The following is a 24987-nucleotide window of genomic DNA, read 5'->3' as shown; positions in this document are numbered from 1 at the left end:
CCCAAGGCGGGCTTGGGCAAGGGCTCTGAAATGGCCCGATAGAGGGTGATCATATCAAATGGGCCAAAATCAACGGGGGCCCTGCCGTCATGACAGAGCCCCCGCCGGTTCGGTTACATCACTTATTTCAGCAGATCGACCAGACGCTGGGCGTCGCCGATGTAGTTAGCCGGGGTCAGCTTCTTGAGCTCGACCTTGACCGCTTCCGGCAACTCCAGGGTGTCGATGAAGGTGCGCATCCCTTCGGCGTCGACGCGGCGACCACGGGTCAGCTCTTTGAGCTTCTCGTAGGGCTTCTCGATGCCGTAGCGGCGCATCACGGTCTGGATGGGTTCCGCCAGCACTTCCCAGTTGGCGTCCAGATCGGCGGCCATGGCGTCCGCGTTGGCTTCCAGCTTGGAGATGCCCTTCAGGGTCGCCTGATAGGCAATCAGGGAGTAACCCACCGCCACACCCAGGTTGCGCAGCACGGTCGAGTCGGTGAGATCACGCTGCCAGCGGGAGATGGGCAGTTTGCTCGCCAGGTGCTGGAACACGGCGTTGGCCAGACCCAGGTTGCCTTCGGAGTTCTCGAAGTCGATGGGGTTGACCTTGTGGGGCATGGTGGAGGAGCCGATTTCGCCGGCGATGGTGCGCTGCTTGAAGTGACCCAGGGAGATGTAACCCCAGACGTCACGGTCAAAGTCGATCAGGATGGTGTTGAAGCGGGCCAGGGCGTCGAACAGCTCGGCGATGTAGTCGTGGGGCTCGATCTGGGTGGTGTAGGGGTTCCAGGTCAGGCCCAGGGAAGTGACGAACTCCTCGGAGAACTGGTGCCAGTCCACATCCGGGTAGGCGCTGATGTGGGCGTTGTAGTTGCCCACGGCACCGTTGATCTTGCCCAGCAGCTCCACCGCCATGATCTGCTTGAGCTGGCGCTCCAGACGGTAGGCGACGTTGGCCATCTCCTTGCCCATGGTGCTCGGGGTCGCCGGCTGACCGTGGGTGCGTGACAGCAGCGGCATGTCGCGGTACTCGACGGCCAGGCGCTTGATCTCGCCGATGAGCTTTTCGCAATAAGGCTTGATCACCTCTTCCCGGGCGGTTTTCAGCATCAGGCCGTGGGAGTTGTTGTTGATGTCTTCCGAGGTGCAGGCGAAGTGAATGAATTCGCTGACGGCGGCCAGCTCCGGGTTCACTTCCACCTTCTCTTTCAGGAAGTACTCCACCGCTTTCACATCATGGTTGGTGGTGCGCTCGATCTGTTTGATGCGGGCGGCATCCTGCTCGTTGAAGTTGCTGACGATGCCGTCAAGCACGGCATTGGCTGCCTCGCTCAGGGCAGGGACTTCCGGGATCCCGGCGTGGCTGGCCAGTTTTTGCAACCAGCGCACCTCGACTTCGACGCGAAAACGCAGCAGACCGAATTCGGAGAAGATAGGGCGCAGGGCATCGGCCTTGTCGCCATAACGACCGTCAATCGGGGAAACGGCAGTCAGCGCGGACAGCTCCATGGGGTGAACTCCTGATGATTGGTGTGGGGGTTAAAATCGTTTGGCCAGTTCCACCATCTTCTTGCGGGCGAAGATGATCTGGGTACGGCTGCCGCCGAGCTGGCGCCACAGCACCACGGCGCGGATGCCTGCGAGCAGCAGGGCGCGCACCTTGTGCTGCACCAGGGGCTGCTGCAGGAAGAGCGGGGTGCCCGCCACCTGGATGCGCGGCCCGATGGGGCTGATAAGGTCGCTGTAGATGCTCGCCATGTTGGCCAGGATCTGCTCGTCGAGCAGATCGAAATGCTGTTGCTGGCGGCCGATCTGGCTGATCCGCTCCCCCAGCATGTTGAGGATGTCCTTGCGCTTGGCGAGCTTGCGCTCCAGCGCGATCAGGCTCACCACGTAGCGGGTCAGCTCGGCATTCTTCTGGCTGCCGTCGGCCCCCAGCTGTTCCACCAGGGCGCGATAGCCGTCGCGAATGGCCAGGTGGCTGCCGAACACTTCCAGCGGCTGCGTGGGGTTGGTGACCAGAATGCTTTGCAGGCTCTCGCGCAGGGAGGCTTCGTCGCAGGAGCCGTCACGGGCCACTTTCTGCACCAGATAGGCGGCCTGGCAGATGCCTGCGAAGGCCATGGTTCTGTCTTGGAATTTGTCGCTCATATCTTCACAGCCCTGTTCTGTTCTTTCACCGGCCGATGCCATTATCCGGCCTGGAATGTGTCGGCCATGTCTTCACAGCCCTGTTCTGTTCTTTCACCGGCCGATGCCATGATCCGACCTGGAATGTGTCGGCCATGTCTTCACAGCCCTGTTCTGTTCATTCACCGGCCGATGCCATGATCCGGCCTGGACGTTGCCAATCATGTATCGCTGCCTGGTACTGTTTTTCTTTGTCCCCTCTCCCTCAGGGAGAGGGTCAGGGTGAGGGTGGTTACCCCTCATCCCCAACCCTTCTCCCGCGAGGGGAGAAGTGAGTACAGCGCGGACGCTCGTGAGCGCCCAGCCCTTAGACCGGATGGCTGAAACGTTGTTCGATGATGCCACCGCCCAGACACACTTCCCCGTCGTAGAAGACGGCGGACTGGCCCGGGGTCACCGCAGCCTGTTTCTCGTCGAAGATGACCCGGATGGTCTCATCGTCGATGGGCTGGATCAGGCAGGGGATGTCTTCCTGACGATAACGGGTCTTGACGGTGCAGCGGCGCGGCGCGCGAATGGGGGTGCGATCCACCCAGTGCAGCTGGCTCGCGACCAGGCCGTCGGAGTAGAGGCGGGGGTGTTCCCCTTGCGCCACCACGAGCGTGTTGCGCTCCACCTCTTTGTCCACCACGTACCAGGCCTCTTCGGTGGCATCTTTGCGACCGCCGATGCCGAGCCCCTTGCGCTGGCCCAGGGTGTGGTACATCAGCCCCTGATGCTCGCCGATGATCTTGCCGTCCACGGTTTCGATGGGACCGGGCTGGGCGGGCAGGAATTTGGCCAGGAAGTCCTTGAACTTGCGCTCACCGATGAAGCAGATGCCGGTGGAGTCTTTCTTCTTGGCGGTGATGAGATCCAGCTGCTCGGCGATGCGGCGCACCTCGGGTTTTTCCAGATCCCCGACCGGGAACAGGCTCTGACCCACCTGGGCTTCGCTCAGGGTATAGAGGAAGTAGCTCTGATCCTTGTTGGTATCGAGGCCGCGCAGCAGGCGCGGGCGGCCGGTGCTGTCGTCACGGCGCACATAGTGGCCGGTGGCGATGTAGGTGGCACCCAGCTCTTCGGCGGCAAATTCCAGGAACGCCTTGAACTTGATCTCCTTGTTGCACAGGATGTCCGGGTTCGGAGTGCGACCCGCCTTGTACTCTTCCAGGAAGTGCTCGAAGACGTTGTCCCAGTATTCGGCGGCGAAGTTGATGGTGTGGAGTTTCATCCCCAGCTTGTCGCAGACGGCCTTGGCATCAGCCAAATCCTGGGCGGCAGAGCAGTACTCGTCCGTGTCGTCTTCTTCCCAGTTCTTCATGAACAAGCCTTCGACCTGATAGCCCTGCTGCTGGAGCAGGTAGGCCGAGACGGAAGAATCCACGCCGCCGGACATGCCGACGATCACCTTGATTTGGCTGTTGTCTGTCATTAGTCGAAGTTACCAGTTCGTTTAAACGGGGCGTATTCTACCAGAGTTTTGCGCCCCCGGTCACATCTCCCTGCCGCCGTTCCCCTTGGAAGCCCGGTGGCGGGAAATCGTTTTTCTTGTCTCGGCCCCATAGCGTCAAAAAGAGCGTCCAATGGCGCTTAGATAAAGGCCTTGAGGGCCGACAGCGGCAGGCGGGTGCCTGCCAGATAGTCCTGGATACACTGCCACACCAGGGGGCTTCGCAGGGCGGGCTTGCACTCGGCAATCTCCTCCAGGCTGAGCCAGTGACAGGCCAGTACGTCACCGTCGGGATCCTCTGGATGGTGCTGACCGGGCGACTTTTCAAGGTCGAAGATGACGGCGGTGCGCACAAAGGTGGCCTCGCTGTCCGCCGGTTTGAAGAGGTAGACCCCGAGCCAGCCGGTGGGCGTGGCGGTCAGCCCCGTCTCCTCCTTCAGCTCGCGGCAGGCCGCCTGGATGAGATCTTCTCCCGGCTCCACGTGGCCGGCGGGCTGGTTGAAGCGGCGCTTGCCCGCAATCTCCTCTTCCACCAGCAAGAAACGCCCTTGCCAGTGCACCAGGGCGGCCACGGTGAGGCGGGTGGGCAGCGGTGGGTGATCGCTCATAAGGACTCCTTGTCTTGTTGGCTGTGCCCCGGCAGGGGCGCTCGATGCAGATCCGTTGTCGCCTTCATTCAGAGGGCTTGGTGCGAGCCGGACGGCGGGCGGTGGTGCGCCCGCCGCTGCGATTGCCGGGGCGCGGGTCTGCCCCGCGGCGCTCCCGCCCCTGGGGTGGATCCTGATCTGTTGGCCGGGCGGTGCGGGGAGCGCTGCGGCCAGCGCCCCCGGCTGCGGCGGATGCCCGCGCTTTGCCTTGCGTGGCGGCTGGTCGTGGCGCGGGTGCCAGCTCGGGGGCGGGCAGGGCGCGGCTCTCTCCCGGCGCCAGCCCATCGAGGGTCCACTCCCCGATGGCGTAGCGGATGAGGCGCAAGGTGGGGTGGCCGATGTGGGCGGTCATGCGCCGCACCTGACGGTTGCGCCCCTCCACGATTGTTATCTCGAGCCAGCAGGTGGGGATCTCCCTGCGCTCGCGAATGGGCGGGTTGCGTGGCCACACCGCAGGGTCATCCATGATGCGCGCCCCGGCGGGCAGGGTCATGCCGTCGTTGAGTTCCACACCGGCGCGCAGGGCGGCCAGTTTCTCCTCACTCGGCACTCCTTCCACCTGCACCCAGTAGGTTTTGGGGGTCTTCTCTCCCGGCTGGGTGAGGCGTGCCTGCAACTTGCCGTCGTTGGTGAGCAGCAAGAGCCCTTCGCTGTCTCGATCCAGCCTGCCCGCGGCATAGATGCCGGGCTCTTTGATGTAATCCTTGAGGGTCTCGCGGCCCCCTTCGTCGGTGAACTGGCAGAGCACCATGTAGGGCTTGTTCAGGAGCAGCAGCTTGCGATCCGCCGGGGCGGGGGCCGGTTTGCGCTCGTTGACCCTCCCTGGGTGCCGGGCCTCCCGGCGTTGGGATGGGGGCACAGTGGTAGGCCCGCTGGCCGTGCGGCCTGCGTCAGGGCGGGCGGAGAGGGAGAGACGGGGACGGGCTGATTTCATCGCATGCCTACCAAAAACAGGGGATGGCGGAGTGTACCACAGGGGGCGGCCATCAGGGGGAGAGCGGGGCTTCCCTCTCGGGTCAGGGGGAGGCGGTGCCCGGCGCCAGTGCGAGGGAGAGGCGCAGCATGTCTTTGTGCTGGATGCCGTGCTCCATCAGGGGCTCGGGATAGTGGATGAGGAAGTGATCCTTCACGACGGCATGGACGCGAAAGCCGTGGCGCTGGTAATAGGTGAGCTGGTGGCCGAAGCTGCCGGTACCGAGTTCGACGCGGCCTATCCCCTTCCCGGCCAGGTTCTCCAGCACGAAGCGCAGCAGGCCGGAGCCGATGCCCTGCTGCTGGCGGTTGGGGGTAACGGCGATGTTGAAGATCTCGGCGGTTTGCTCCCCCACCAGGCCTGCCACGCAGGCCCCCACGACCTCGTTGTCCGCCAGGGCGGCAAAGCCCCAGGCCCCGGGCAGGTAGGCGGCGATGCGCGACGCGGCGGGATCGGCCTCCAGCAGCAGGGCAAGCGGCAGGTGAGCGGGGTTCATCTCGACAAACGTCATCCTTATCTCTCTCCCTGTTTGTGACGGTGAGCGCCGCGCGAAACGATGGCGGGCTTGACCGATGTGGTGGCCTTGGCGGCGTTCCTCTCGCACGGCATCTCGCCCGGTGTGGATGCCAACAGCTGGATCTGGGTCTGCCACGGCTGCTTGCCGTGGGCACGCCCTTGCCCCTGTGCCCCGATAGGGTTCACCCGCGTCTCAGTGGGCGTCATGCCGGGGAACAGGGGCGCTGGTCCCCGGGATCGGCACCGGGCGGTTGAGCAGGAAGACCACCTCGCCCCGGTAGTGGGGGGAGGCGGCCAGTGTTGTCTGCCAGGCGGGATCCCACTCCCCATCCTGCACCAGCCCTACCTTGAACGGGATGGTCAGGTGCGCCATGGCGGGCAGATAGGCCTGATAGCCCGGCACCGTGCGCGTGCCCTGATAGGTCTGGATCACCAGCTCGTCCACGGGCAGGCGATTGAGCTCTGCCACGTCCCCCGTTTTCGCCCAGTCGAGCAGCCCCGTCACGCTGAGCTTGCACCCGGGAGGCAGGGCGCGCCGCAGTTGTTGCAGGGCGTTGCCATAGCGATCGAGCTGGCGGGTCGCCGCATCGAAGTCGATCTGGATGCCCGCCACCCTGGCCCCGGCCGCGCGCCACCCCTCGTAGAGGCGCACCAGCACCTGCTCGTGGGCGGGGGAGAGGGGGAGGGCGTTGACACGCACCACCAGCCAGACCTGCCCGGCCTTGAGGGGGGAGGGAACCCGCCCCAGCTTGACGAAGCGGGGGCCGCCGGGCCTGTCCAGGATCTCCCCCTGATGCAGATAGAGGGTGCTGGCCTGTTCCAGTACCGGCTGGTGGCGGGTGGCGGACCAGAGCCAGAACCCGTGATAGGCGCTGGCATCGACACTGGCCTCAAGGGGGGTGGCCAGGGCCGTCAGCAGCAGTGCCAGCAGGGCGCGTTCAGGGGGTCTGCTCATGGCTCACCAGTAGTATTTGAGGGATCTGGCCCACACCGAGTTGCCATAGCGCTGCTTGAGGGTGTTGAACCAGGCCTGCCGGGTGCGTTTGGGGATCTCCTGGCTGTCGCAGCTGTTGTAGCCGGAGGGGGCATAGCACTGGATGGCGCGATAGAGGGCATAGCTCTTGTCTTCGGGCTCTGCCTTGGGGTTGGCCATCACGGCCTGATAGAGGGCGAGGCGACTCGGGAACGTGGGGCGCTCGTCTTGCGCCAGCCCCCAGATCATCTCGCGATCCTGCCACAGGTCGATATGGGGATCCCGGCTGCGCAGATACTCCCCGAAGCAGTTGAGGGCATGACCATCGTCGGGGCGCTGCACCAGGGTGCCAAGGGTCTGGGCCAGATCCCGGCAGTGGTAACCCTGGGGCGTCCCCTCTCCGCGCCACTGGAACGCCGAGAGGCGCACATCCCCGTTGGGCACAGGCTCCCAGGGCGCGTCGGCGGGAGGGGTCGCCTCCTTGTAATCGGCGGGGATGAGGGCCACATCCTGCAAGAAGGTGGCCGGGTCGCTGGCGATGAGATCCCGCACCAGCAGGGTATGGAGCGCAATCTGCCGCTCTGCCGCGCTCGGGCCCTGGCTGGCTTGCTGGCGCAACAGGGCGGGGTCGGCCTCCTGCTTGAGCACGGCCGCGCGGATGCGCAGCTGGGTGATGGGGCTACCCGGCTGGAAGATGGCGGCCGTGTTGCCGGTGCGCACCCAGTGATCCGCCAGCACGTTCTCCACGAACGCCTGCTGGGCCTGACCCAGGGGGGAGGCCACCAGCGCCATCAGGGCCTGCTCGGCCTTGTCGAAGGCCTTCATGCCCTGCCAGGCCCAGATGCGCAGCATCTGGTGGCTGAATGCCAGGGTGGCGTCCTCCTGCCCCGGGGAGGGCAGGGCCAGCACCTGCTCGAACTGCTTGTCCAAAAAGAGGGCGTAGGCCTTGAGATAGGCCGCCTGCGCCTGGTGACCGGTTTTTTGCAGGTGCGCGATGGCGTCGTCCAGCTGGGCATCTTGCCAGTCCCGCGGCCGCTCATAGGTCGGTCTGAGACCCCGCAGGGCATTGACGAACAGCAGCGCCGGCTGGGCCGAGTCCTGATAGGCCGCCTGATGGCGATAGGCATCGCCACTGAGCAGGGTGAGATCGATCTCGTTGACCAGGGCCTCCAGCACCGGCAAGGGCTGGCGGGTTGCCATGGCCTCGTCATAGGCATCCCGCAGGGCGCCGAGATCACCGGACATCCACTGGATGCGTCTGAACAGTCCTCTGGTCGAGCTGGCGTAGCGCCCTTGCGGGTAGGCCGCCAGATAGGCCTGACCCTGGGCCATGGCGCGGCGAAGGGCCTCCTTGTCACTCCTGATCACGTCCTGATCGCCGTATTCGTCCTTCGCCTCCTTCATCGCGAGGTTGATCTCCGTGCGCATCACCATGTAGGTCGCGCTCTCGGCCACCCAGGGGGCCTTGGCCTGCTGCAAGGCGGCAAAGCCTGCGCGGGCCTCCTCGAAGCGGCTCTCGTAGAAGTGCCGGGCGGCCTGCAGATACCCCTGCCACTCCAGGGCAGCACCGCTCATTTCGGTCGCGGGGGCCGGGCTCTCCTGCTGCCCCAGGATCAGCAGACGGCTTCGCAGCAGCGACGTGCGCTCCGGGGCGGGCACCTCGCTCTGCTCGAGGGCGTCCAGAAACGCGCTGACCGAGGAGAGGGAGTTGGAGATGGCGTGGCCGTAGAGGGAGTCATGGCCCGCGTAGTGCTCGAGCTGCGGGGGGAGGGACGGGTCGTAGGCGGCCAGCCGGCTGCCGAGCTGCTCGCGCAGCGCCGGGTCCTCCACCTCCTCCGGCTGGGGGAGGCGGGTGAGGTAGAACAGCGGCTGGCTGCGCTCGTTCAGCGGATCCGCCGGCAGGGTGAAGGGGAGGGGGTGATGCTGGGCATCCCCCAGCAGCATCAGCAGGTTGCCCCGGGTGTCGTTCTCGTTGAGATAGAGCGGATAGGTGGGGAGAGGGCAGTCGGTGAGCCAGAAGCCGCACCCGTCACCGTCACCGGAGGCGAGGGCGGGCAGTGCAACCAGCGTCATCGCCAGCACCGAGCAGTGGGTCAGAGATGTCATGGGATCGCTATCCGTTTGTGGGCCCGCGCCGTGCGTGATGCCCGGGCCGGAAAAGGGTTTTGCAGTGGCGGGCAATAGTACGAAAGAGGGTCACAAACGACAACCCATTCTGACCTGGTCGGCGCTCTCCCTGTCAGGACGCCTGCGCCGTCTCCCTGTCCCGAGCGCGTGCTCTTTGCTGCTTCGCGGGTGTCAGCATCTGCCATCGCCATACATCGCCATACAAAAAGGGCGAATGTGGATACTTATATCGGGGGCTCTTCGGTGCGAAAGAGCGCCTTGCCGCAGGCGAGGCAGGTGTGGCGAAAGCGATGATCAGGCCAGCCGGTCTGGGGGTGGCCCAGCACCTTGTCGGAGCCGCAGGCGCAGCAGCGCGCCCCCAGTTCATGGTCGATGGCGCATTCGGGATGCTGGTGCAGGTAGTCGGCGCGGGTAGGCAGGCGCAGCCAGTCGGGCTGGGCATGGCGCTGGTTCCAGAAATAGCACCCATAGAAGGTGCCTGCGGCGACGGGCAGGGCAAACCACCAGAAGAGATCCATGTCATGACTCCGACGAGAGGGGATGAGGGCGGCAACAACCCGCTCAGCAGGCGCGGTGCGGCCCCATTTTATCGGGGCGGGAGTGGGGCGGGATATGCCCGGATGGGTAACAAGCGAACCTGCTGGTGGTCGGGCTGGCAAGCCGCAGGGCCGGGGTTGGGGATTATCTATCCATTAAAGAGATGGGTTGTGTCATAACCCATCGCATTTTTGGATGGAAAAAGGGGACTTTCCGGTCGCAAAACCTGGAGATCGGGGAGTTTTTGTGAAAAAAAATGTGCATACACTCGTCATGCCGATCTCAAGGGCGTCATTGAGCGAGTGATAAATATCAAGATATTGATATGAATGGTAAAAATAGTGTTTTTATCAGGCGTTTTCAGGGTGAATGATGGGGTTTCATAAGGATCTTCAACCCATTTTCTAGATTGGTTTTTGCATAATCAATCGTTTATTTTGTTGGACAATTGGGGAAAACCTGGTGTCCAATCGGGTGAGCAGGTTGGCCAAACAGTGCCGTCAGCCAGTGTGTAACCCGAGATGTAAGGAGACATCCTGATGGAAAAACTTGACCAAAAAATCGACACCATGCGCCAGGAATTCGAGTCCCAGGGGCAAAAACAGGCCCAGGACAGATGGCAGGCCAGGGTCGATGAACTGCAACGGGAGCGCAGCGAAGCGCCCCAGCCGGAAGCGGCAGAACACTAGCCCCTGGCGGCCTTGTGACCACCAAGTGAGCGCATAATGAAAAACCACCGCCCTGTTCGGGGCGGTGGTTTTTTTTGCGCAGTGGCTAGAGGCGATAGAGGTTCTGGGCCGCATCGAACAGCTCCGCGCTCTCGCCGGTGCCGCCGTTGAAGACGGTGTGGAAGAAGCGCAGCACCTTCTCGTTGGCGAGGGCATCCCCTTCGAAGTAGGCGTGAGAGTCCCCCACATGGGGCTGATTGGTCACGTCCACGTAGGTGGCCGTTCTGGCGTCCAGCCGCCGGGTGTAGTGGCCGAGCCTCGCCTTTTGCTGCTCCCCCATCTTCATGCGCGATGCCATCAGGGCACCATCGCGCTCATTGATGGTGATGTAGAGGCGGTTGCGACACTGGATGCGATCGACCCACTGGGCGTGAAGCTCGTTGTTGGTGTCGGCCGCGGCCATGATGATGTTGTCGAACAGCAGCTGGTTGGCGTGGTAGGTGGTGCTGCCCAGCAGGTGCTTGAACAGGTAGTTGCCCATGCTGTGCAGCAGCAGGTTGATGGTGAAGGGGCAGCGCTTGTTCACCTCCTTGGCGAAGTAGCGATCCCAGGCCTCGCCGTTGTCGGCGAACTTCTTCTGGGCTTTCTCTTCCAGTTGCGTCACATACTGGCCGTTGAACTCGTCGAGCAGCCCCTTCATCTTCTCCAGCACCCGGTCAAGGGCCCCGGCCGAGGCCAGGGCATCGCGCTTGTCGCTCTTGTAGCTCAGCACGCCCCGGGCGCCGCCGCCATTGGCGGGCCAGCTGAAGCAGAGCACCTCGACGCCGTAACGGGCCTCGAGCCCCGCGGCTCGCTCCAGCACATCGTCAAGATCGTTGTTGAAGCCGTGTACGAACAGCAGCAGGTGTTTGCCGGTCTTGAGCTTCTGCTTGGCCGTGCTGCCGGTCCCGGCGCAGCGCTCCAGCAGCTTGCGCGCCACATAGGCGCTGGCCGGGTGGGGGAGGTCGGGGTCAAGGCCGACGCTGGCGGCCATCTCGGCGGTGATCTGATCCGGCAGCAGGTCCAGCTGCCACTGCTTGCCCTGACGCCGGGCCTCGGCGAGGCGCAGTTCGTTGGGGCCCTCTGCGGGTTTTTCGCCAAAGATCTCGCTGGGGGTCTTGCCCTGCTCGTTGACCATCCGGTTGGTGACGATAAACATGGTGTTCTCCTTGTTGTCGTGCTCTCTTCATGACCGGCCACGCCCCGGGCGCCCCGATCACTGGCAAAGAGCCTAGTCCGGATCCGGCTGCCTGTCCCCCGGCGCGCCTTGCCTCGCCAAAGGGGTTACGACGATGTAAAGGCGAACGGGATTTGGGGGAGTGGCGCCTTCGGGGCGGCGAGGGCAGGGAGAGGCTGTCATCAAGAGAGGAAGAGGCCCGGATGGACGGGGCCTGCGCCTCGTCAGGACCAGAGGGCGGCAAGGGAGGAGGGGATCCTCAGGCGCACTGTGATCCACTCCCCGACTATGGTCTGACATGCACGCCCGCTATTTGATTATGCAAATGGATGGGCTTAAGATGGCCGCGCGCAACGATCAGATTGATAACAAACGGAAGTTAGGAGATGCCGATGGAAAGCAAAGTAGTTATCCCGACCCAGGGCCAGAAAATCACAGTCGATGCCAGCGGCAAGCTGCAGGTTCCCCACAACCCCATCATTCCGTTTATCGAAGGGGATGGTATCGGTGTGGACGTGACCCCGGCCATGTTGAATGTGGTGAATGCTGCGGTCGAGAAAGCCTACAAAGGCGAGCGCAAGATCGCCTGGATGGAGATCTATACCGGCGAGAAATCGACTCATGTCTATGGCGAAGGTGCCTGGCTGCCGGCCGAAACCCTGGATTTCATTCGTGAATACTGCGTGGCCATCAAGGGCCCGCTGACCACCCCGGTCGGCGGTGGTATTCGCTCCCTCAACGTGGCCCTGCGCCAGGAGCTGGATCTCTACGTCTGCCTGCGCCCGGTCCGTTACTACGAAGGGACCCCGAGCCCGGTCAAGCACCCCGAGCTGACCGACATGGTGATCTTCCGCGAGAACGCCGAAGACATCTACGCCGGCATCGAGTGGAAGGCGGACAGCGATGAAGCCAAGAAGGTGATCGCTTTCCTGCAAAACGAGATGGGCGTGAAGAAAATTCGCTTCCCCGAGTCCTGCGGCATCGGCATCAAGCCCATGTCCAAGGCCGGTACCGAGCGTCTGGTCCGTGCCGCCATCGAGTACGCCATCGACAACGATCGCGACTCCGTGACCCTGGTGCACAAGGGCAACATCATGAAGTTCACCGAGGGTGCCTTCAAGGATTGGGGTTATGCCCTGGCCCAGAAAGAGTACGATGCCCAGCTCATCGACGGCGGCCCCTGGTGCTCCTTCAAGAACCCGAAAACCGGCAAGACCATCGTGGTCAAGGACGTCATCGCCGATGCCTTCCTGCAACAGATCCTGCTGCGTCCGGCCGAGTATGACGTCATTGCCTGTATGAACCTCAACGGCGACTACATCTCCGACGCGCTGGCGGCCCAGGTCGGCGGCATCGGCATCGCGCCGGGCGCCAACATCGGCGACGGCGTTGCCCTGTTCGAAGCCACCCACGGCACCGCGCCGAAATACGCTGGCCAGGACAAGGTCAACCCGGGCTCCCTCATCCTCTCTGCCGAGATGATGCTGCGCCACCTGGGCTGGACCGAGGCGGCTGACCTCATCGTCAAGGGGATGGAAGCGGCCATCGCCAACAAGACCGTCACCTATGACTTCGAGCGTCTGATGGAAGGGGCCACCCTGCGTTCCTGCTCCCAGTTCGCCCAGGACATGATCGACCAGATGTGATCCGGGTCGTTGAAATGCAAAACCGGCGCCATGAGCGCCGGTTTTTTTATGGAGGAGAGCAGGTCGTCAGGTGGTTTTTTCCACGTGCTGCTCGTAGATCTGCTGCCATTTGCTGGTCTCGGCCTCATCTCCACGGGCCTGCCAGAATTCGCAGATGGAGCTGGCGAGCTCGGATGCCATGGCGTGGTCTCCGTCACGGCGGCTCATCAGATATTGTCCCAACCAGCTTTGATATTGTTTCATCGCCCGATCTCCTTATCTAAGGTGCCCAGAGGGGAGTGCTCCTGGCGTCAAGGTCGCGCAGGAGCGATTCGAACTGGGCACATGTTGTGCTGCGCCCGGCAGGTGTTGGTCGCCGGATCCGGTGGTTATCTCACCGGAAAAAGGGGACAACGGGGCGCAGATGTCAAAAAACGGTCTCTATCGTATCACAAAATAACCAGTCGGTGGGGCTGGATGACAAATCAGGCTGTCCAGCAGTCTGGCCGTCTGTGTCATGGGGGCGAGGGCTGAGGTGCCATCTTGCTGATCTCGCAGCAGAAAAACCCGCCAGGTCGGCGGGTCACGGGGGCGAAAAAAAGATCAGATCCGGGCGCAGGCCAGGTATTTTTCCATCTCCTCGGCGGGCACCATGCCGCCGCCGGTGGCCCACACCAGGTGGGTGGCCCCGGCCATCTTGGCTGCATCCAGTCCCTGCCCACTCTGCCACTCAAGGTTGGCGGCCACTCGCCAGGGGCCTGCCATGCCCGCCAGTGCCGAGGGCTCGAGCCGGATCTCTTCATCCCGGGCCAGGAGCCCCAGCAGGTCGTACATCTCCTGATCGCTCAGGGTGTAGAAGCCCGCAAGCAGGCGTTCCATGGCGCGGCCGACAAAACCGGAGGCGCGTCCCACCGCGAGGCCGTCGGCGGCGGTGAGGTTGTCGATGCCCAGATCCTGCACCGCAATGGCATCGTGCAACCCGGTGTGGACCCCAAGCAGCATGCAGGGGGAGTGGGTAGGTTCGGCGAAGAAGCAGTGCACGTTGTCCCCGAACGCCAGCTTTAGACCAAAGGCCACCCCGCCCGGGCCGCCGCCGACACCGCAAGGCAGGTAGACGAAGAGCGGATGGTCGGCGTCCACCCTGATGCCCATCTCGTCGAACTGCTTTTTCACCCGCTCGCCCGCCACCGCATAGCCGAGGAACAGGGTGCGAGAGTGCTCGTCATCGATGAAGAAGCAGGCGGGATCGCGCTCGGCCTCCTTGCGCCCCTGCTCCACCGCCACCCCGTAATCGTCGGCATATTCCACGACGATGGCGCCATGTTCGCGCAACTTTTGCTTCTTCCACTCCCGCGCATCGGCGGACATGTGGACGGTGACGCGAAAGCCGAGGCGGGCGCTCATGATGCCGATGGAGAGGCCGAGGTTGCCGGTCGACCCCACCGCGATGCTGTACTGGCTGAAGAAGTGGCGGAACTCGTCCGAGAACAGCGTGCGATAGTCATCCGTCTCGCGCAGCAGCCCAGCCTGGATGGCCAGGTGTTCGGCATGGGCCAGCACCTCGTGGATGCCGCCGCGCGCCTTGATGGAGCCGGAGATGGGCAGGTGGCTGTCTTGTTTGAGCAGCAAGCTGCCGGTGAGTTTGACGCCGTAGCGCCCATTGAGGGTCCCCAGCAGGGTCGGGATGGCGGCGATCCCGGACTCGATGATGCCGTGGCTGGCGCGGGTTTCGGGGAAGGCCTCGCACAGGTAGGGGGCGAAGCGGGCGAGCCGGGCGGAGGCGGCGGCCACATCGTGCCGGGTGAGCCCCACATGGGGCAATCCTTCCGCGAGGGAGGTGGCCCCCGGATTGAACCAGGTCACAGGGGTGAGGGCGATCAGCGGTTCGAGCAGGGGGAAGCGGGTGATGAGCCCGGCAATGTTGGTGTGTATCATGAAAGCCTCTCGGGGTGGTGACGGAATCATCCCATTGAACGGCGCCAGCGTTGCCGTGACAAATGATAAAACGGGTGGCTTGGATGAGCCCAGTTGATGCAAATGGTCATCTACCCTGCTGTGTCTTCGCATACGGGTGAGTTGAGTCTTCCTGGTGAATGCAAACCTCGCCCTTCTGGTATCATCTGCCAGATAAAAGAGAGGGAGGCCCAACCATGCAACGCGATGAGCACCCGGGGGTGAGGAGCAAGCTGCTCAGCAGCCATCAGCTCGCCAGGCTCCACACCTTCGAGGCGGCGGCCCGCCACGGCTCCTTTGCGCTCGCCGCCGAGGAGCTCTCCTTGAGCCCAAGCGCGGTGAGCCACCGCATCTCGGCCCTGGAAGAGGCGCTCGGGTTTTTGCTGTTCCAGCGCTTTCACCGCAAGGTGGCCTTGACCACGGAGGGGCAGCGCATCTTCTGGGCGCTCACCTCTTCCCTGGAGTTCATCAATCAGGAGGTGCTGGAGATCAGGGAGCAGGCGCTGTCGGGATCCCTGACACTGCACTCGCGCCCCTCCATCGCCCAGTGCTGGCTGGTGCCAAGGCTCGCCGATTTTTCCCGTCTGTATCCTCACATCGAGCTCAACCTGCTGACGGGCAACGAGCACATCAACCTGCACGGCTACGGCATCGACCTGACCCTCAACTTCGATGCCAGAACCCCGACGGGCCTAGCCATCCACCCCCTGATGGATGAATTCATGGTGCCGGTGTGCAGCCCGCAATACGCCAGCGACCACGGTCTGATGGGGGCGGTGGGGAATCTGCAGCAGTGCCGCCTGCTCCATGACAGGCAGGCCTGGGGCCAGGACACCGACAGCGACGAGTGGCGCACCTGGGGGAGTCACTGGCATCTCTCCCTGGAGGCTTGCGCGTCGCACATGGGATTTGATCGGGCGGATCTGGCGATCCTTGCCGCCACCCACCACGCCGGTGTCGCCATGGGGCGCAGGCAACTGGCAAGCCAGGCGCTGGCGAGCGGAGCGCTGGTGATGCCCTTCCCGGATATGGCGGTGCGCTGCGAGCCGCGTTATTACCTGGCGACCCTCCCTCATCGCCAGTGTCCCAAGATCCAGGCATTCATCCGCTGGATACAGGATCAGGCGCAAGGGGCATCCTGAAACGGGACCTGGTTTATTGTCCGCGAAGGTGATGGCCATGAGCGCACTATTTGTACAATAAGGGCCAGCACTGCTGCTAAATGACCTGGCGCAGAGCGACGCGGGTAAGAGATAACAGCGTGTGCAACGGATGAGGTGAGCCTGAGATTAACCGGGGAAAATAGGAAATAAAGTCTGTGAGAGTATTCCCAATAAGTATCAGGCAGGGAATTAACCACGGTGAATAATGTCCATATGGTGTCAGCGCTTTGCCGGATGGTATAAAAACATTATGTTGTTATCCAATGGGCATGCTATTCTCAAATCGTGTTATCCCTGTGACATACAAAAATAATTCTGTGAGGAAGTAATGAACGAGTTTCTGAAGGTTCTGCTGAACATTCGCAGCTTGCGCGCTGCCATTCGTGAACTGCCGTTTGAGCAACTGCAAGAAGCGAAAGAAAAGTTTGACCTGGTATATAACGAGCGTGCCGAGTCCGTTGAACAGGAACGCGCCGAACAGGAAGAGCGTCAGCGCAAACTGAATGAATTCACCGAAATGCTGCAACAGGCTGGTATCGATCCCCGTGAGCTGATCGGCAGCGTGGCGGCTCCGGCTGCGGCGGGCACCACCAAGAGCAAGCGTGCTCCCCGTCCTGCGAAGTACAAGTACCAGGAAGACGGTCAGGAGAAGACCTGGACCGGTCAGGGTCGTATGCCCAAGGCCATCGCCGAGCAAGTTGCGCTGGGCAAGGATCTGAACGATTTCCTGATCTGATCGCCGGATCCGATTCTCGATAATGCCGCCTACAGGGCGGCATTATTATTTTCAGGGTTCAGATGATGTCGCAGTAAAACCCAATTGCACAGGTTACTCCGGTTAATTGGAGAGCCTCGTCTGGAATAGCCATAACCATCATGTGCCCAATAAAGGTGGAGCATCATCTTCCACGCCACCTCGCCACTTATACGCACTGAGGACTCATACAGCCCGTGTTTCTTCGTCCCTTGTGAGAAACGAACATGGATACCTGCTGTGACAGAATGAAATAGCGGCGGTGGATCCTCATCAGTACGCCTGAGCGGCCCGTCTCTTTTTCATGCTGATGCATGACGCCCACCGCCTATTAATTTATCCCCTCTATTTATGGTCTGTTTGACACCGCTCTTCTGCGATATATCCGCACGATGCCGGACAACGTGCGGATGAGGCAGACACCGATTGGTGGCAAACAAATAAACCGAATGCTAGATGACAGGTTGTCCGAGTTCAGACTGAACGGTGTGTGCGTATTTTCTCCGGGTGCGGCGACGGGCCTGGACCGCCTCTGCCAGCATGGCAAGCAGGTGTTCACTCTCTTCCCAGCAGAGGCAGGCATCGGTCACTGACAGACCGTATTGCAGCTCACCCAGAGGAGCCGGTTTCTGGTTTCCCCCCAGCAAGAAGCTCTCGACCATGACGGCGGCGATGGCTTGGCTCCCTTCGCTCAGCTGGCGACAGAGCTCTTTGGCGACCTTCAGCTGGTTCGTGTGCAGCTTCTGGCTGTTGCCATGGCTGCAATCCACCATCAGGCGAGGGGGGAGTCCCTGACGGGTGAGGCGGTCTGCTGCCTCCGCCACATCGCTCTGGTGGTAGTTGGGCAGGATGCCGCCACGCAGAATGATATGGCCGTCGGGATTACCTTCGCTCTTGATCACCACCATGCCGCCCTGGCTGCCGGGGGCGGTGAAGAGATGGGAGGCGGTACTGGCCTGGATGGCATCGATGGCGACCCGGATATTGCCGTCCGTACCGTTCTTGAATCCCACGGGGCAGGGCAGTGCGGAGGCCAATTGCCGGTGGACCTGAGACTCCGTGGTGCGTGCCCCGATGGCGCCCCAGCTGACGAGATCGGCGAGATAGAGAAAGCTGGTGGTGTCGAGGAATTCGGTGGCGGTGGCGAGCCCCAGCCCATTGATGTCGAGCAGCACCTGGCGTGCCAGATGCAATCCCCGATTGATGTCGTTGCTGCCGTCCAGGTGCGGATCGAAGACCAGCCCCTTCCAGCCCACCGTGGTGCGCGGCTTTTCAAAATAGGAGCGCATGACTATCTGAAGGCTGTCTTCATAGGCGGTGGCGAGTCGTGCCAGCCGCCCGGCATAGTCCAGGGCCGCGACGGGATCATGGATGGAGCAGGGGCCAATCACGACCAGGAGGCGATCGTCTTCACCTGCCAGGATCCGGCGTGCCTGATGGCGCTGGTTGTCGATGTGCCGGGCCATGTCGGCCGGACAGGGGTGCTGCGCCAGCAGCTCGGCAGGGGTGGGTAGCGCCTCTATGGCGAAGGCGCGCATGACCGAATTCAAAACTGCCATCTGGAGTTACCTTGCTGTGCATGTGTGCGATGGGGAACCCGTATGCGGCATCCTGTTGGGAGCAGACAGATTCACGGCTCATCGCAGTTGTTGAGAATGATTGTCATTATCTTGGTGTTTGTCTCAAATGCAAGTGCAATGAAATCGCCAGGCGAAGATGGGGGGAGAGAGAACGATGGCGGGGGAACCGCAGCAAAAGCAGGCCGCTCCCCGAGGGAAGAAGCCCGCCAGTCACAAGATAAAGAGGGGGTCAGCTGTCCATCACGGCGTGCCTGTCCTGGTGGTAGGCGTCTTCATCCTTGCCGCTGCGCCAGTAGGGGACTGCGTAGACCCGCTGGCGCTCGGCATCCAGGGTGCGTCTGACGTGGCGGCGCAGCGGCACGACCAGGCTCTCTTCCCCGCCAAACCAGAAATAGCTCCCCTCGGCGACCATGGGCTGGGCGGTGAAATGCGCCACCAGGGTCGCGGCCTGTTCCGGATTGCCCACGAACCAGCGCAGGTCGACGCCGGCCGGCAGCGACAGATCCTGCACGTCGTCCTGATGGGGGACCAGCAGGGCGATATGGCCGAGGGCATGGGCCGGCATCACTTCCACCATGGCGCTGATGGCGGGCAGGGCGGTGAGATCCCCCGCCATGTAATAGTGCTCGGCCATTTGCAGCATGGGGTCGGGGCCGCCCGGGCCCGAGATGGCGAGCCTGTCACCCGGTTTGGCGTGCAGGGCGAAACGACTGGCGGGGCCGGCCTCGCCGTGCAGGGCGAAGTCGATGTCGAGCTCCAGCGCCTCCCGGCGAAACGCACGTATGGTGAAGGTGCGAATGACGGGTTTCTGGGCGGGATCGAGCCAGCGAGGCCCCTTGTCGGTGGGGGTGGGCAACACTATCTCGCGCTGATCCGGTCGGGGCAGCATGATCTTGACATGAGCACCGCCACAGCTGAAGGGGTAGTCCACAAGCTCGGGGCTGGTCAGGCAGATTCGGCGCAGGTGCGGGCTCACATCCTGAACATGCTTGACGGTGAGCAGGCGGGGGCGATTGGCCGGGGCGGGTTGAGACATGGGCATACTCCTGGCTGATGATGGCGCCCATTCTTGATGAAATGAAAATTATTATCAATTGGTTTGTGGGCAGAATGGGTCGCGATTGACTTCCTCTGGATGTCCATCGCGATACCACACTCTCTGCCTGGGTCAGGTTCGATCGCTTCCCCCCAGCGCCCGATAGATGCCTGCCATGTTGTTGAGCTGGGTCTGCTGCTGTGCCAGCAGGGCGAGCTCGGCATCCCACAGGCGGTTCTGCTCATCCAGCCAGGGTTGCACCCCGGTGGCACCGGCCAGGAAACGGGCGCCTGCCAGCCTCTCGGCCTCCCGGGCATAGGCCCTCTGCTGCTCCAGATAGCGCAGCCGCTGATCCCCTTGCTGACGGGCTGCCAGGCCATCCTCCACTTCCAGCAGCGCGGTATAGAGCTGCTTGCGAAACTCGGTTTCGGCAATCTGGTAGTCGATGTCGGCGCTGGCGATGGAGAGCCGGGTCTTGTTGTACTCGAGGAAAGGGAGCGCCAGCGTGGCGCCCAGGGTGCCGACCGGATTTTGCAGCACCTGGGTCAGGGTATCCGAGGTGGTGCTGGCACCGCCGGTCAGGCTCAGGGTGGGATAAAAGCCGGTGCGGATCTCGTCTCCCCTCGCAAGGGTCTTGCGCAGCCTGAGTTCGGCGGCGCGCACATCGGGCCGCCGGGCCAGCACATCGGCTGGGATGCCGGCCGCCACGGACGGGATCGGGCCCATGATCAGGGCGTCGGGAGCGTCAGCGAGCGGCCCGCTGCTGCGGCCCAGCAGCAGGCGAAGAGCATTGCCCGCCTGTGCCCGCTGCTGGGTGAGGGTGGCGAGCTCCGCCTGCTTGCCTGCCTTCTGCTGGCTGGCCTGTACCAGATCGAGTCGGGTCACGGCGCCCGCCTCGTATTTGGCGCGGGTCAGGCGTTCAATGCGCTCCAGATTCGCCAGTTGCTGGGTGCTAAGGGTAATGGCCGAGCCGAGGTAGGCCAGTTGCCAGTATTGCTCCAGGGTCTTGCCGATGAGCAGCAACCGGGTGGCGGCCAGATCCTGTTCGCTGGCTTGTGCCTCCCAGCTCGCCTGATCCCTTGCCGCGGCCAGTCTGCCCCAGAGATCCACCTCGTAGCTGAGGTTGAGGGAGGGGCCCAGGTTGCTGCTGGCGCTGCCATCTTTCATGTTCTTGGTGCCGCTGGCCCCGAGATTGGCGCTGACCGAGGGGGTGAGGTTGGTGTCAGCCAGATCGGCGCCGAGCAGGGCGTTCTTGAGCTTGAGCCCGGCCACCCGCATGTCCGGGTTGGCGGCCAGCACCGCCTCGACCAGGCGATCGAGCGCGGGATCCTGGAATCCCTGCCACCAGGGGCCAGCCTGCTGCGCGGTGAGACCCCGGCTCTCCTGCTGCCATGCTGGCGCCACGTCGAGATCGGGTCTGTGATAGGTGCTCTGCTGGCTGCAGGCACCGAGGCTGGCGGTGAGCATCAGGCTTAGCCCGAGCCTTGATAGGTTGTGCATCGTCATTCCCTCGCCAGTGCCTCCACCGGATCGAGCCTGGCCGCATTGCGGGCGGGCAGGTAACCAAACAGGATCCCGATGAGGGAGGAGCACCCGAAGGCCATCAGGATGGAGAAGAGCGAGAAGCGCATCTGGAAGCTTTCCACGAGCAGGGAGAAGAGAGCGCCGATGAGCAGGGCGAGGCCGATACCGAGCAGCCCCCCCAGCAGGCTGACCATCACCGCCTCGATGAGGAACTGTTGCAGTATGTCGGACTGGCGGGCGCCGACGGCGATGCGGATCCCTATCTCCCGGGTGCGCTCCACCACCGAGACCAGCATGATGTTCATCACTCCGACGCCGCCGACGATGAGGGAGATCACCGCGATGGCGGAGACCAGCAGTGTCAGGGTGGCGGTGGTCTTCTCCACCGATTTGACGATGCTGTCGCTGCTGAAGGTGAAGAAGTCCTTCACGCCGTGGCGCTGGGTCAGCAGGGCGACTGCCGCCTGCTCGGCCAGGGCGGGCTGGACGCCGTCTTTGACCCGGATGGTGATCTGGGTGAAGTGCTGCTGGGAGAGGAGACGGCTCATTACGGCGCTGTAGGGGAGCCAGACATTGACCGACTGGCTGCTGCGGCCAAAGCCGGTCTCCTGGGTGACCACCCCCACGATGCGCACCGGCAGGGTGCCGACCAGCACCACCTGGCCGACCGGGTCCACCTTGCCGAGCAGGCTCTCTATGGTCTTGCCATCCACCACGGCGACTGCCGTCCGGTTTCGAATGTCCCGCTCATCGAGCAGGCGCCCCTGGGTGAGCGTCATCCCCTTGACCCGGAAAAAGTCGTTGCCGACCCCGATCACGCTGCCGCTGCTGGTCTTGTTGCGATAGCGAAGCTGGCCCGACGTCGCTATCTGGGGGCTGGCCCCCTCCAGATAGGGCTGGCCGAGCAGCGCGTCGAGATCCCGCTCGTTCAGGGTCTGGATGCTGGCGGCCTTCTCGTCTCCCCAGTCCTTGCCGGGGAAGATGTCGATGGTGTTGGTGCCCATGGCGTTGATGTCGTCGATCACCTTGGCGCGCGCCCCCTGACCCAGCGCCACCACGCTGACCACGGCGGCGATGCCGATGATGATGCCGAGCATGGTGAGGAAGGTGCGCATGCGATGGGCCAGCATGGCGTGCAGGGCCATGCGCCCCGCCTCCCGGTAGCGATCCCAGCCCCGGCTTGCGGTGCGGACGGCGGCGCCTGTGCTCTGTGCATCTTGCCCGACAGAGGGAGGGGCCAGCTGGCTGCCGTCACCTGGCTGCGGGTGGGCCGGCGTCCCGGATAGGGAGGGTGAGGCTGCGTTGTCATCGGTCGCCCGATGGCCGCTGTCCTCCACTACCCGCCCGTCACGCAGGGTGATGATGCGATCCGCATGGCTTGCCACCGCCATGTCGTGGGTCACCAGAATGATGGTGTGGCCCTGGGCGTGCAGCTCCTTGAGGATGGTCATCACCTCCTTGCCGCTCTGGCTGTCGAGAGCGCCGGTGGGTTCGTCCGCCAGGATCACCTCGCCGCCGTTGGCGAGCGCCCGGGCAATACTGACCCGCTGCTGCTGACCGCCGGAGAGCTGGCCGGGTCTGTGGTGGCTGCGATCCTGCAGTCCCAGGCGGGTCAGCAAGGTGCGGGCACGGGCCTGGCGATCAAGGCGGGCAGTGCCGGCATAGATGGCGGGGATCTCCACGTTGGCGGCCGCATCCAGATGGGGCAGCAGGTGATAGCGCTGGAAGATGAAGCCGAAGTGGTGGCAGCGCAGCCGTGCCAGGGAGAGGGCATCCAGGGTCGCGGTGTCTTGGCCGCGAAACAGATACTGGCCGCCGCTCGGGCGATCTAGGCAGCCCAGCAGGTTCATCAGGGTCGATTTGCCGGAGCCGGAGGCGCCGACGATGGCCACCATCTCCCCGGCATCGATGGCGAGATCCAGCGGGTGCAGCACGGTCACTTCGTGCTCTCCGCTCTGGTAGCGCCGCTCGATGCCCTTGAGACGGATCAGGGGCTCGCTCACGGCTCCATCTCCCCTTCATCGTGCAGGGCCGGCTTGCCCTGCTCCAGGATCACCTTCTCATGCTCGGTCAGGCCGCTCACCACCTCAATCTTGATGTCATCCTTCATGCCGGTCTTGATGCGGCGGGTCTCTCTCTGGTCCCCCGCCTTGAGCAGGCTGACCTCGTACTCGTTGTCGCCAATCTTCTTGCCGAGGGCGGTCTGGGGAATGGCCAGTACCTGCTTGCGCTCGCCGAGTACGATGGTGACCTGGGTCGTCATGGCGACCCTCAACTGATGGCCGGGGTTGGGCACATCGAACAGGGCATAGTAGTAGATGGCCGCATTGCTGGTGGCCGTGGTGCTGGCCGTCTGCTCATTGATGTTGGTGGGGGCCAGCTCGACCGTGCGAAGGGTACCGTGGTAGCGAGTATCCGGATCCCCTATCAGGGTGAAATAGACCGGCATGCCCGCCTTGACACGGGTGACGTCCGCTTCGGAGATCTGGGCCTTGACCGTCATGGTGTCGAGATTGGCGAGCTTGAGCAGGGTCGGTACCGTCTGGCTGGCGGCCAGGGTCTGCCCCTGCCGGGTGACGATGGAGACGACGGTACCATCCATGGGGGCCTGAATGCGGTTGTAGCCGAGCTCCGTCTTGGCGCGTTCCACCTTGATGATGGCGTTGTCGATGTCGGCCTGGGCGCTTTGCAGCTCGGCCCGGGTGACGGCAAGCTGGGCTTCGGCGCTCTCCAGATCCGCACGAGAGCTCGCTTCCTGCCGAAACATCTGCTGCTGGCGGCGCCAGGCAAGCTCGTTCTGTTTGAGCTGTGCCTGCTTGATCTTGAGCTGGGCGCGGCGGCTGGCCAGCTCAGCTTCGGCGGTCTTGAGGTTGTTCTGGGCGATCAGGGGATCGATCTCCGCCAGCAGCTCTCCTTGTTTGACCTGTTGACCCGCTTCCACCGCGAGATAGGTGACCTGACCCGAGACCTGGGCCCCCACATCCACCTGCTCGATGGCCTGCAGTACGCCACTTGCGAGCACCGTCTGCTCCACATCCTGTCGGGTAACCGTTGCGGTCAGTACCGGGTCCGGTGTGTTGCCTGGCCAGGCCAGCCAGGTGACGAGAGGGATCAGCACAAGGGCGAGCAGGGCGAGCTTGCCGGGTTTTCGAAGAGCTTTCATTTATCACCTGAACGAAACGAGCGAAGGCGTGCAAGGGCCATATCGTGCAGCAAATGGCCCTCAAAAAGAAGCGAGCAATGTGTAAGAAATCGTGTGGTTCTGGCGGTGACGCAGTGGAGGAGGTCAAGCTGGGGGAGGATGACGGCGGGGCGTCAGAAACAAGAAGACCCGCTCAGGGAGCGGGTCTTGTGGTGTCAACCGACGGCTTTGAGCAAGGCGGCGTGAGGCTCGTGGCAGATCTGGATATCGAGGGGCAGTTTGTAGAGGAGCAGACGGGCCAGCGAGCCCTCCATCCAGTGATGACGGCTGCCGACCAGCAAGAGGTCGGCGGGGTGAGCGGTCAGCCAGCGCTGGAGATCCGGCACCACGTCATCCACCACCAGACACTGGTAATCCACCGGATGAGACAGCTGGGTGATGAGTTCACTGATGATCGCCTTGGCATCCAGGGTGCCCTGGGCGCTGCGCTCCTCTTGTGACAGGGACAGACTATTGCGACGGGTCTTGCTGCTGTGGGTCAGGTGCAACAAGGTCAGGTTGGCGCCCAGCCCTTGTGCCAGACGGCTCGCCTTGGCCAGTGTCTCCTGCTCGTAATCCTTGCCTTCCAGCAACAGCACAATATTGGTCGGGCTCATAAGCAGTTCTCCTTGGCAGGTGCGGGTCAGACAGCGGAAGCGCGCTCCCATCCTCCCTTCCCGCGAAATGTCAGCTCAAACGAACCCGGTGTGTTTGCATCAAGCGTCACCTTCTGTCGATAGCAACTGAAGGTACCGAGCCCGTTTACATCATCATAACAGACTGAGTTGAATGGAAAATGAAGGAGTGGGTCCGTTCAATATGTGAATGAGTGCAACGAAGATGAGTGGGCGTTCTGACCATGGCGATGGAAACCCGACTGGGTGATGACCAGACTGACAGGCTCAGAT

General features: G+C 63.1%; 23 protein-coding genes. 4 read left to right on the top strand and 19 right to left on the bottom strand.

The window, feature by feature from the left end; all coding sequences use genetic code 11:
* Positions 1-122 precede the first annotated feature (122 nt).
* The 10 genes from purB to ACVDHI_RS01715 all read right to left on the bottom strand — a co-directional run bounded on the left by purB (position 123) and on the right by ACVDHI_RS01715 (position 9360).
* Positions 123-1493 carry an adenylosuccinate lyase gene (gene purB / locus ACVDHI_RS01760; protein ID WP_041214787.1) on the bottom strand — a complete coding sequence of 457 codons (1371 nt, stop codon included), beginning with the start codon at positions 1491-1493 and terminating at the stop codon, positions 123-125.
* A 30-nt stretch (positions 1494-1523) separates the two neighbouring features.
* Positions 1524-2135 (bottom strand): high frequency lysogenization protein HflD, encoded by a 612-nt coding sequence (hflD, locus tag ACVDHI_RS01755; RefSeq protein WP_010673618.1) that lies wholly within the window; start codon positions 2133-2135, stop codon positions 1524-1526.
* 346 nt (positions 2136-2481) lie between these two features.
* Positions 2482-3588 carry a tRNA 2-thiouridine(34) synthase MnmA gene (gene mnmA / locus ACVDHI_RS01750; RefSeq protein WP_010673619.1) on the bottom strand — a complete coding sequence of 369 codons (1107 nt, stop codon included), beginning with the start codon at positions 3586-3588 and terminating at the stop codon, positions 2482-2484.
* 158 nt (positions 3589-3746) lie between these two features.
* Complete coding sequence (locus tag ACVDHI_RS01745; RefSeq protein WP_042014263.1) at positions 3747-4214, bottom strand: NUDIX hydrolase; 468 nt, start codon at positions 4212-4214, stop codon at positions 3747-3749.
* A gap of 64 nt (positions 4215-4278) precedes the next feature.
* Entirely contained in the window at positions 4279-5187 is a 909-nt protein-coding gene (locus ACVDHI_RS01740; RefSeq protein ID WP_447211613.1) for a pseudouridine synthase, read from the bottom strand.
* A gap of 82 nt (positions 5188-5269) precedes the next feature.
* Positions 5270-5737, bottom strand: a complete 468-nt coding sequence (locus tag ACVDHI_RS01735; protein WP_447211612.1) for a GNAT family N-acetyltransferase — start codon at positions 5735-5737, stop codon at positions 5270-5272.
* Positions 5738-5739: 2 nt separating this feature from the next.
* Complete coding sequence (locus ACVDHI_RS01730) at positions 5740-5928, bottom strand: hypothetical protein (RefSeq protein ID WP_447211611.1); 189 nt, start codon at positions 5926-5928, stop codon at positions 5740-5742.
* Positions 5929-5935: 7 nt separating this feature from the next.
* The gene (locus ACVDHI_RS01725) at positions 5936-6697 is read right to left on the bottom strand and encodes a DUF3142 domain-containing protein (protein WP_323582451.1); all 762 of its coding nucleotides are present in this window, start codon (positions 6695-6697) and stop codon (positions 5936-5938) included.
* Between the two features lie 3 nt (positions 6698-6700).
* Positions 6701-8821 (bottom strand): hypothetical protein, encoded by a 2121-nt coding sequence (locus tag ACVDHI_RS01720; RefSeq protein WP_447211610.1) that lies wholly within the window; start codon positions 8819-8821, stop codon positions 6701-6703.
* A 245-nt stretch (positions 8822-9066) separates the two neighbouring features.
* Entirely contained in the window at positions 9067-9360 is a 294-nt protein-coding gene (locus tag ACVDHI_RS01715; RefSeq protein WP_113069941.1) for a hypothetical protein, read from the bottom strand.
* Between the two features lie 558 nt (positions 9361-9918).
* Between ACVDHI_RS01715 and ACVDHI_RS01710 the strand changes: the two genes are divergently transcribed.
* The gene (locus tag ACVDHI_RS01710) at positions 9919-10068 is read left to right on the top strand and encodes a hypothetical protein (RefSeq protein WP_010673628.1); all 150 of its coding nucleotides are present in this window, start codon (positions 9919-9921) and stop codon (positions 10066-10068) included.
* A gap of 85 nt (positions 10069-10153) precedes the next feature.
* Here ACVDHI_RS01710 and ACVDHI_RS01705 read toward each other — a convergent pair whose 3' ends face one another.
* Positions 10154-11245, bottom strand: coding sequence for an alpha/beta hydrolase (locus ACVDHI_RS01705; RefSeq protein WP_039039248.1), 1092 nt, complete (start codon positions 11243-11245; stop codon positions 10154-10156).
* A gap of 410 nt (positions 11246-11655) precedes the next feature.
* On the opposite strand from ACVDHI_RS01705, the gene icd reads away from it, so the two are divergent.
* On the top strand, positions 11656-12909 hold the full coding sequence (gene icd / locus ACVDHI_RS01700) for an NADP-dependent isocitrate dehydrogenase (RefSeq protein ID WP_010673630.1): 1254 nt from the start codon (positions 11656-11658) through the stop codon (positions 12907-12909).
* A gap of 66 nt (positions 12910-12975) precedes the next feature.
* Here the strand turns inward: icd and ACVDHI_RS01695 are convergent, their stop codons facing one another.
* Both ACVDHI_RS01695 and ACVDHI_RS01690 read right to left on the bottom strand, forming a co-directional pair.
* Positions 12976-13152 (bottom strand): hypothetical protein, encoded by a 177-nt coding sequence (locus tag ACVDHI_RS01695; RefSeq protein WP_010673631.1) that lies wholly within the window; start codon positions 13150-13152, stop codon positions 12976-12978.
* Between the two features lie 339 nt (positions 13153-13491).
* The gene (locus ACVDHI_RS01690; RefSeq protein ID WP_324062270.1) at positions 13492-14823 is read right to left on the bottom strand and encodes a D-serine ammonia-lyase; all 1332 of its coding nucleotides are present in this window, start codon (positions 14821-14823) and stop codon (positions 13492-13494) included.
* A 215-nt stretch (positions 14824-15038) separates the two neighbouring features.
* Here ACVDHI_RS01690 and dsdC point away from each other — a divergent pair, with 215 nt between their 5' ends.
* Positions 15039-15983: a DNA-binding transcriptional regulator DsdC gene (dsdC, locus tag ACVDHI_RS01685; RefSeq protein WP_324062268.1), complete on the top strand. Its 945-nt coding sequence runs from the start codon at positions 15039-15041 to the stop codon at positions 15981-15983.
* A gap of 349 nt (positions 15984-16332) precedes the next feature.
* Complete coding sequence (locus ACVDHI_RS01680; RefSeq protein ID WP_010673634.1) at positions 16333-16740, top strand: H-NS family histone-like protein; 408 nt, start codon at positions 16333-16335, stop codon at positions 16738-16740.
* Positions 16741-17210: 470 nt separating this feature from the next.
* Here ACVDHI_RS01680 and ACVDHI_RS01675 read toward each other — a convergent pair whose 3' ends face one another.
* From ACVDHI_RS01675 to ACVDHI_RS01650, 6 genes are all read right to left on the bottom strand, one after another.
* Positions 17211-18317, bottom strand: a complete 1107-nt coding sequence (locus ACVDHI_RS01675; RefSeq protein WP_324062266.1) for a 3-deoxy-7-phosphoheptulonate synthase — start codon at positions 18315-18317, stop codon at positions 17211-17213.
* A gap of 250 nt (positions 18318-18567) precedes the next feature.
* On the bottom strand, positions 18568-19374 hold the full coding sequence (locus tag ACVDHI_RS01670; RefSeq protein WP_042014253.1) for a siderophore-interacting protein: 807 nt from the start codon (positions 19372-19374) through the stop codon (positions 18568-18570).
* Between the two features lie 132 nt (positions 19375-19506).
* Positions 19507-20880 carry an efflux transporter outer membrane subunit gene (locus ACVDHI_RS01665; RefSeq protein WP_201890223.1) on the bottom strand — a complete coding sequence of 458 codons (1374 nt, stop codon included), beginning with the start codon at positions 20878-20880 and terminating at the stop codon, positions 19507-19509.
* Entirely contained in the window at positions 20877-22901 is a 2025-nt protein-coding gene (locus ACVDHI_RS01660; RefSeq protein WP_041213255.1) for a MacB family efflux pump subunit, read from the bottom strand. Before ACVDHI_RS01660 ends, ACVDHI_RS01665 begins: the two co-directional genes overlap by 4 nt.
* Positions 22898-24061, bottom strand: coding sequence for a macrolide transporter subunit MacA (macA, locus tag ACVDHI_RS01655; protein ID WP_183149680.1), 1164 nt, complete (start codon positions 24059-24061; stop codon positions 22898-22900). The genes ACVDHI_RS01660 and macA overlap by 4 nt, the downstream gene beginning before the upstream one ends.
* A gap of 194 nt (positions 24062-24255) precedes the next feature.
* On the bottom strand, positions 24256-24696 hold the full coding sequence (locus tag ACVDHI_RS01650) for a universal stress protein (RefSeq protein ID WP_049636816.1): 441 nt from the start codon (positions 24694-24696) through the stop codon (positions 24256-24258).
* Positions 24697-24987 lie beyond the last annotated feature (291 nt).

The sequence above is a fragment of the Aeromonas sp. 25-248 genome, from assembly GCF_053005425.1.
This window is presented reverse-complemented; position numbering and strand designations above follow the sequence as displayed.

Bases quoted from the DNA above. Each gene is read 5' to 3' on its own strand.
- ACVDHI_RS01675 (WP_324062266.1), bottom strand. From the start codon at position 18,317: ATGGCAGTTTTGAATTCGGTCATGCGCGCCTTCGCCATAGAGGCGCTA.
- hflD (WP_010673618.1), bottom strand. From the start codon at position 2,135: ATGAGCGACAAATTCCAAGACAGAACCATGGCCTTCGCAGGCATCTGC.
- icd (WP_010673630.1), top strand. From the start codon at position 11,656: ATGGAAAGCAAAGTAGTTATCCCGACCCAGGGCCAGAAAATCACAGTC.
- ACVDHI_RS01725 (WP_323582451.1), bottom strand. From the start codon at position 6,697: ATGAGCAGACCCCCTGAACGCGCCCTGCTGGCACTGCTGCTGACGGCC.
- ACVDHI_RS01745 (WP_042014263.1), bottom strand. From the start codon at position 4,214: ATGAGCGATCACCCACCGCTGCCCACCCGCCTCACCGTGGCCGCCCTG.
- ACVDHI_RS01695 (WP_010673631.1), bottom strand. From the start codon at position 13,152: ATGAAACAATATCAAAGCTGGTTGGGACAATATCTGATGAGCCGCCGT.
- ACVDHI_RS01715 (WP_113069941.1), bottom strand. From the start codon at position 9,360: ATGGATCTCTTCTGGTGGTTTGCCCTGCCCGTCGCCGCAGGCACCTTC.
- ACVDHI_RS01670 (WP_042014253.1), bottom strand. From the start codon at position 19,374: ATGTCTCAACCCGCCCCGGCCAATCGCCCCCGCCTGCTCACCGTCAAG.
- ACVDHI_RS01720 (WP_447211610.1), bottom strand. From the start codon at position 8,821: ATGACATCTCTGACCCACTGCTCGGTGCTGGCGATGACGCTGGTTGCA.
- dsdC (WP_324062268.1), top strand. From the start codon at position 15,039: ATGCAACGCGATGAGCACCCGGGGGTGAGGAGCAAGCTGCTCAGCAGC.
- ACVDHI_RS01680 (WP_010673634.1), top strand. From the start codon at position 16,333: ATGAACGAGTTTCTGAAGGTTCTGCTGAACATTCGCAGCTTGCGCGCT.
- ACVDHI_RS01650 (WP_049636816.1), bottom strand. From the start codon at position 24,696: ATGAGCCCGACCAATATTGTGCTGTTGCTGGAAGGCAAGGATTACGAG.
- ACVDHI_RS01740 (WP_447211613.1), bottom strand. From the start codon at position 5,187: ATGAAATCAGCCCGTCCCCGTCTCTCCCTCTCCGCCCGCCCTGACGCA.
- ACVDHI_RS01665 (WP_201890223.1), bottom strand. From the start codon at position 20,880: ATGACGATGCACAACCTATCAAGGCTCGGGCTAAGCCTGATGCTCACC.
- ACVDHI_RS01705 (WP_039039248.1), bottom strand. From the start codon at position 11,245: ATGTTTATCGTCACCAACCGGATGGTCAACGAGCAGGGCAAGACCCCC.
- ACVDHI_RS01735 (WP_447211612.1), bottom strand. From the start codon at position 5,737: ATGACGTTTGTCGAGATGAACCCCGCTCACCTGCCGCTTGCCCTGCTG.
- ACVDHI_RS01710 (WP_010673628.1), top strand. From the start codon at position 9,919: ATGGAAAAACTTGACCAAAAAATCGACACCATGCGCCAGGAATTCGAG.
- ACVDHI_RS01690 (WP_324062270.1), bottom strand. From the start codon at position 14,823: ATGATACACACCAACATTGCCGGGCTCATCACCCGCTTCCCCCTGCTC.
- purB (WP_041214787.1), bottom strand. From the start codon at position 1,493: ATGGAGCTGTCCGCGCTGACTGCCGTTTCCCCGATTGACGGTCGTTAT.
- macA (WP_183149680.1), bottom strand. From the start codon at position 24,061: ATGAAAGCTCTTCGAAAACCCGGCAAGCTCGCCCTGCTCGCCCTTGTG.
- mnmA (WP_010673619.1), bottom strand. From the start codon at position 3,588: ATGACAGACAACAGCCAAATCAAGGTGATCGTCGGCATGTCCGGCGGC.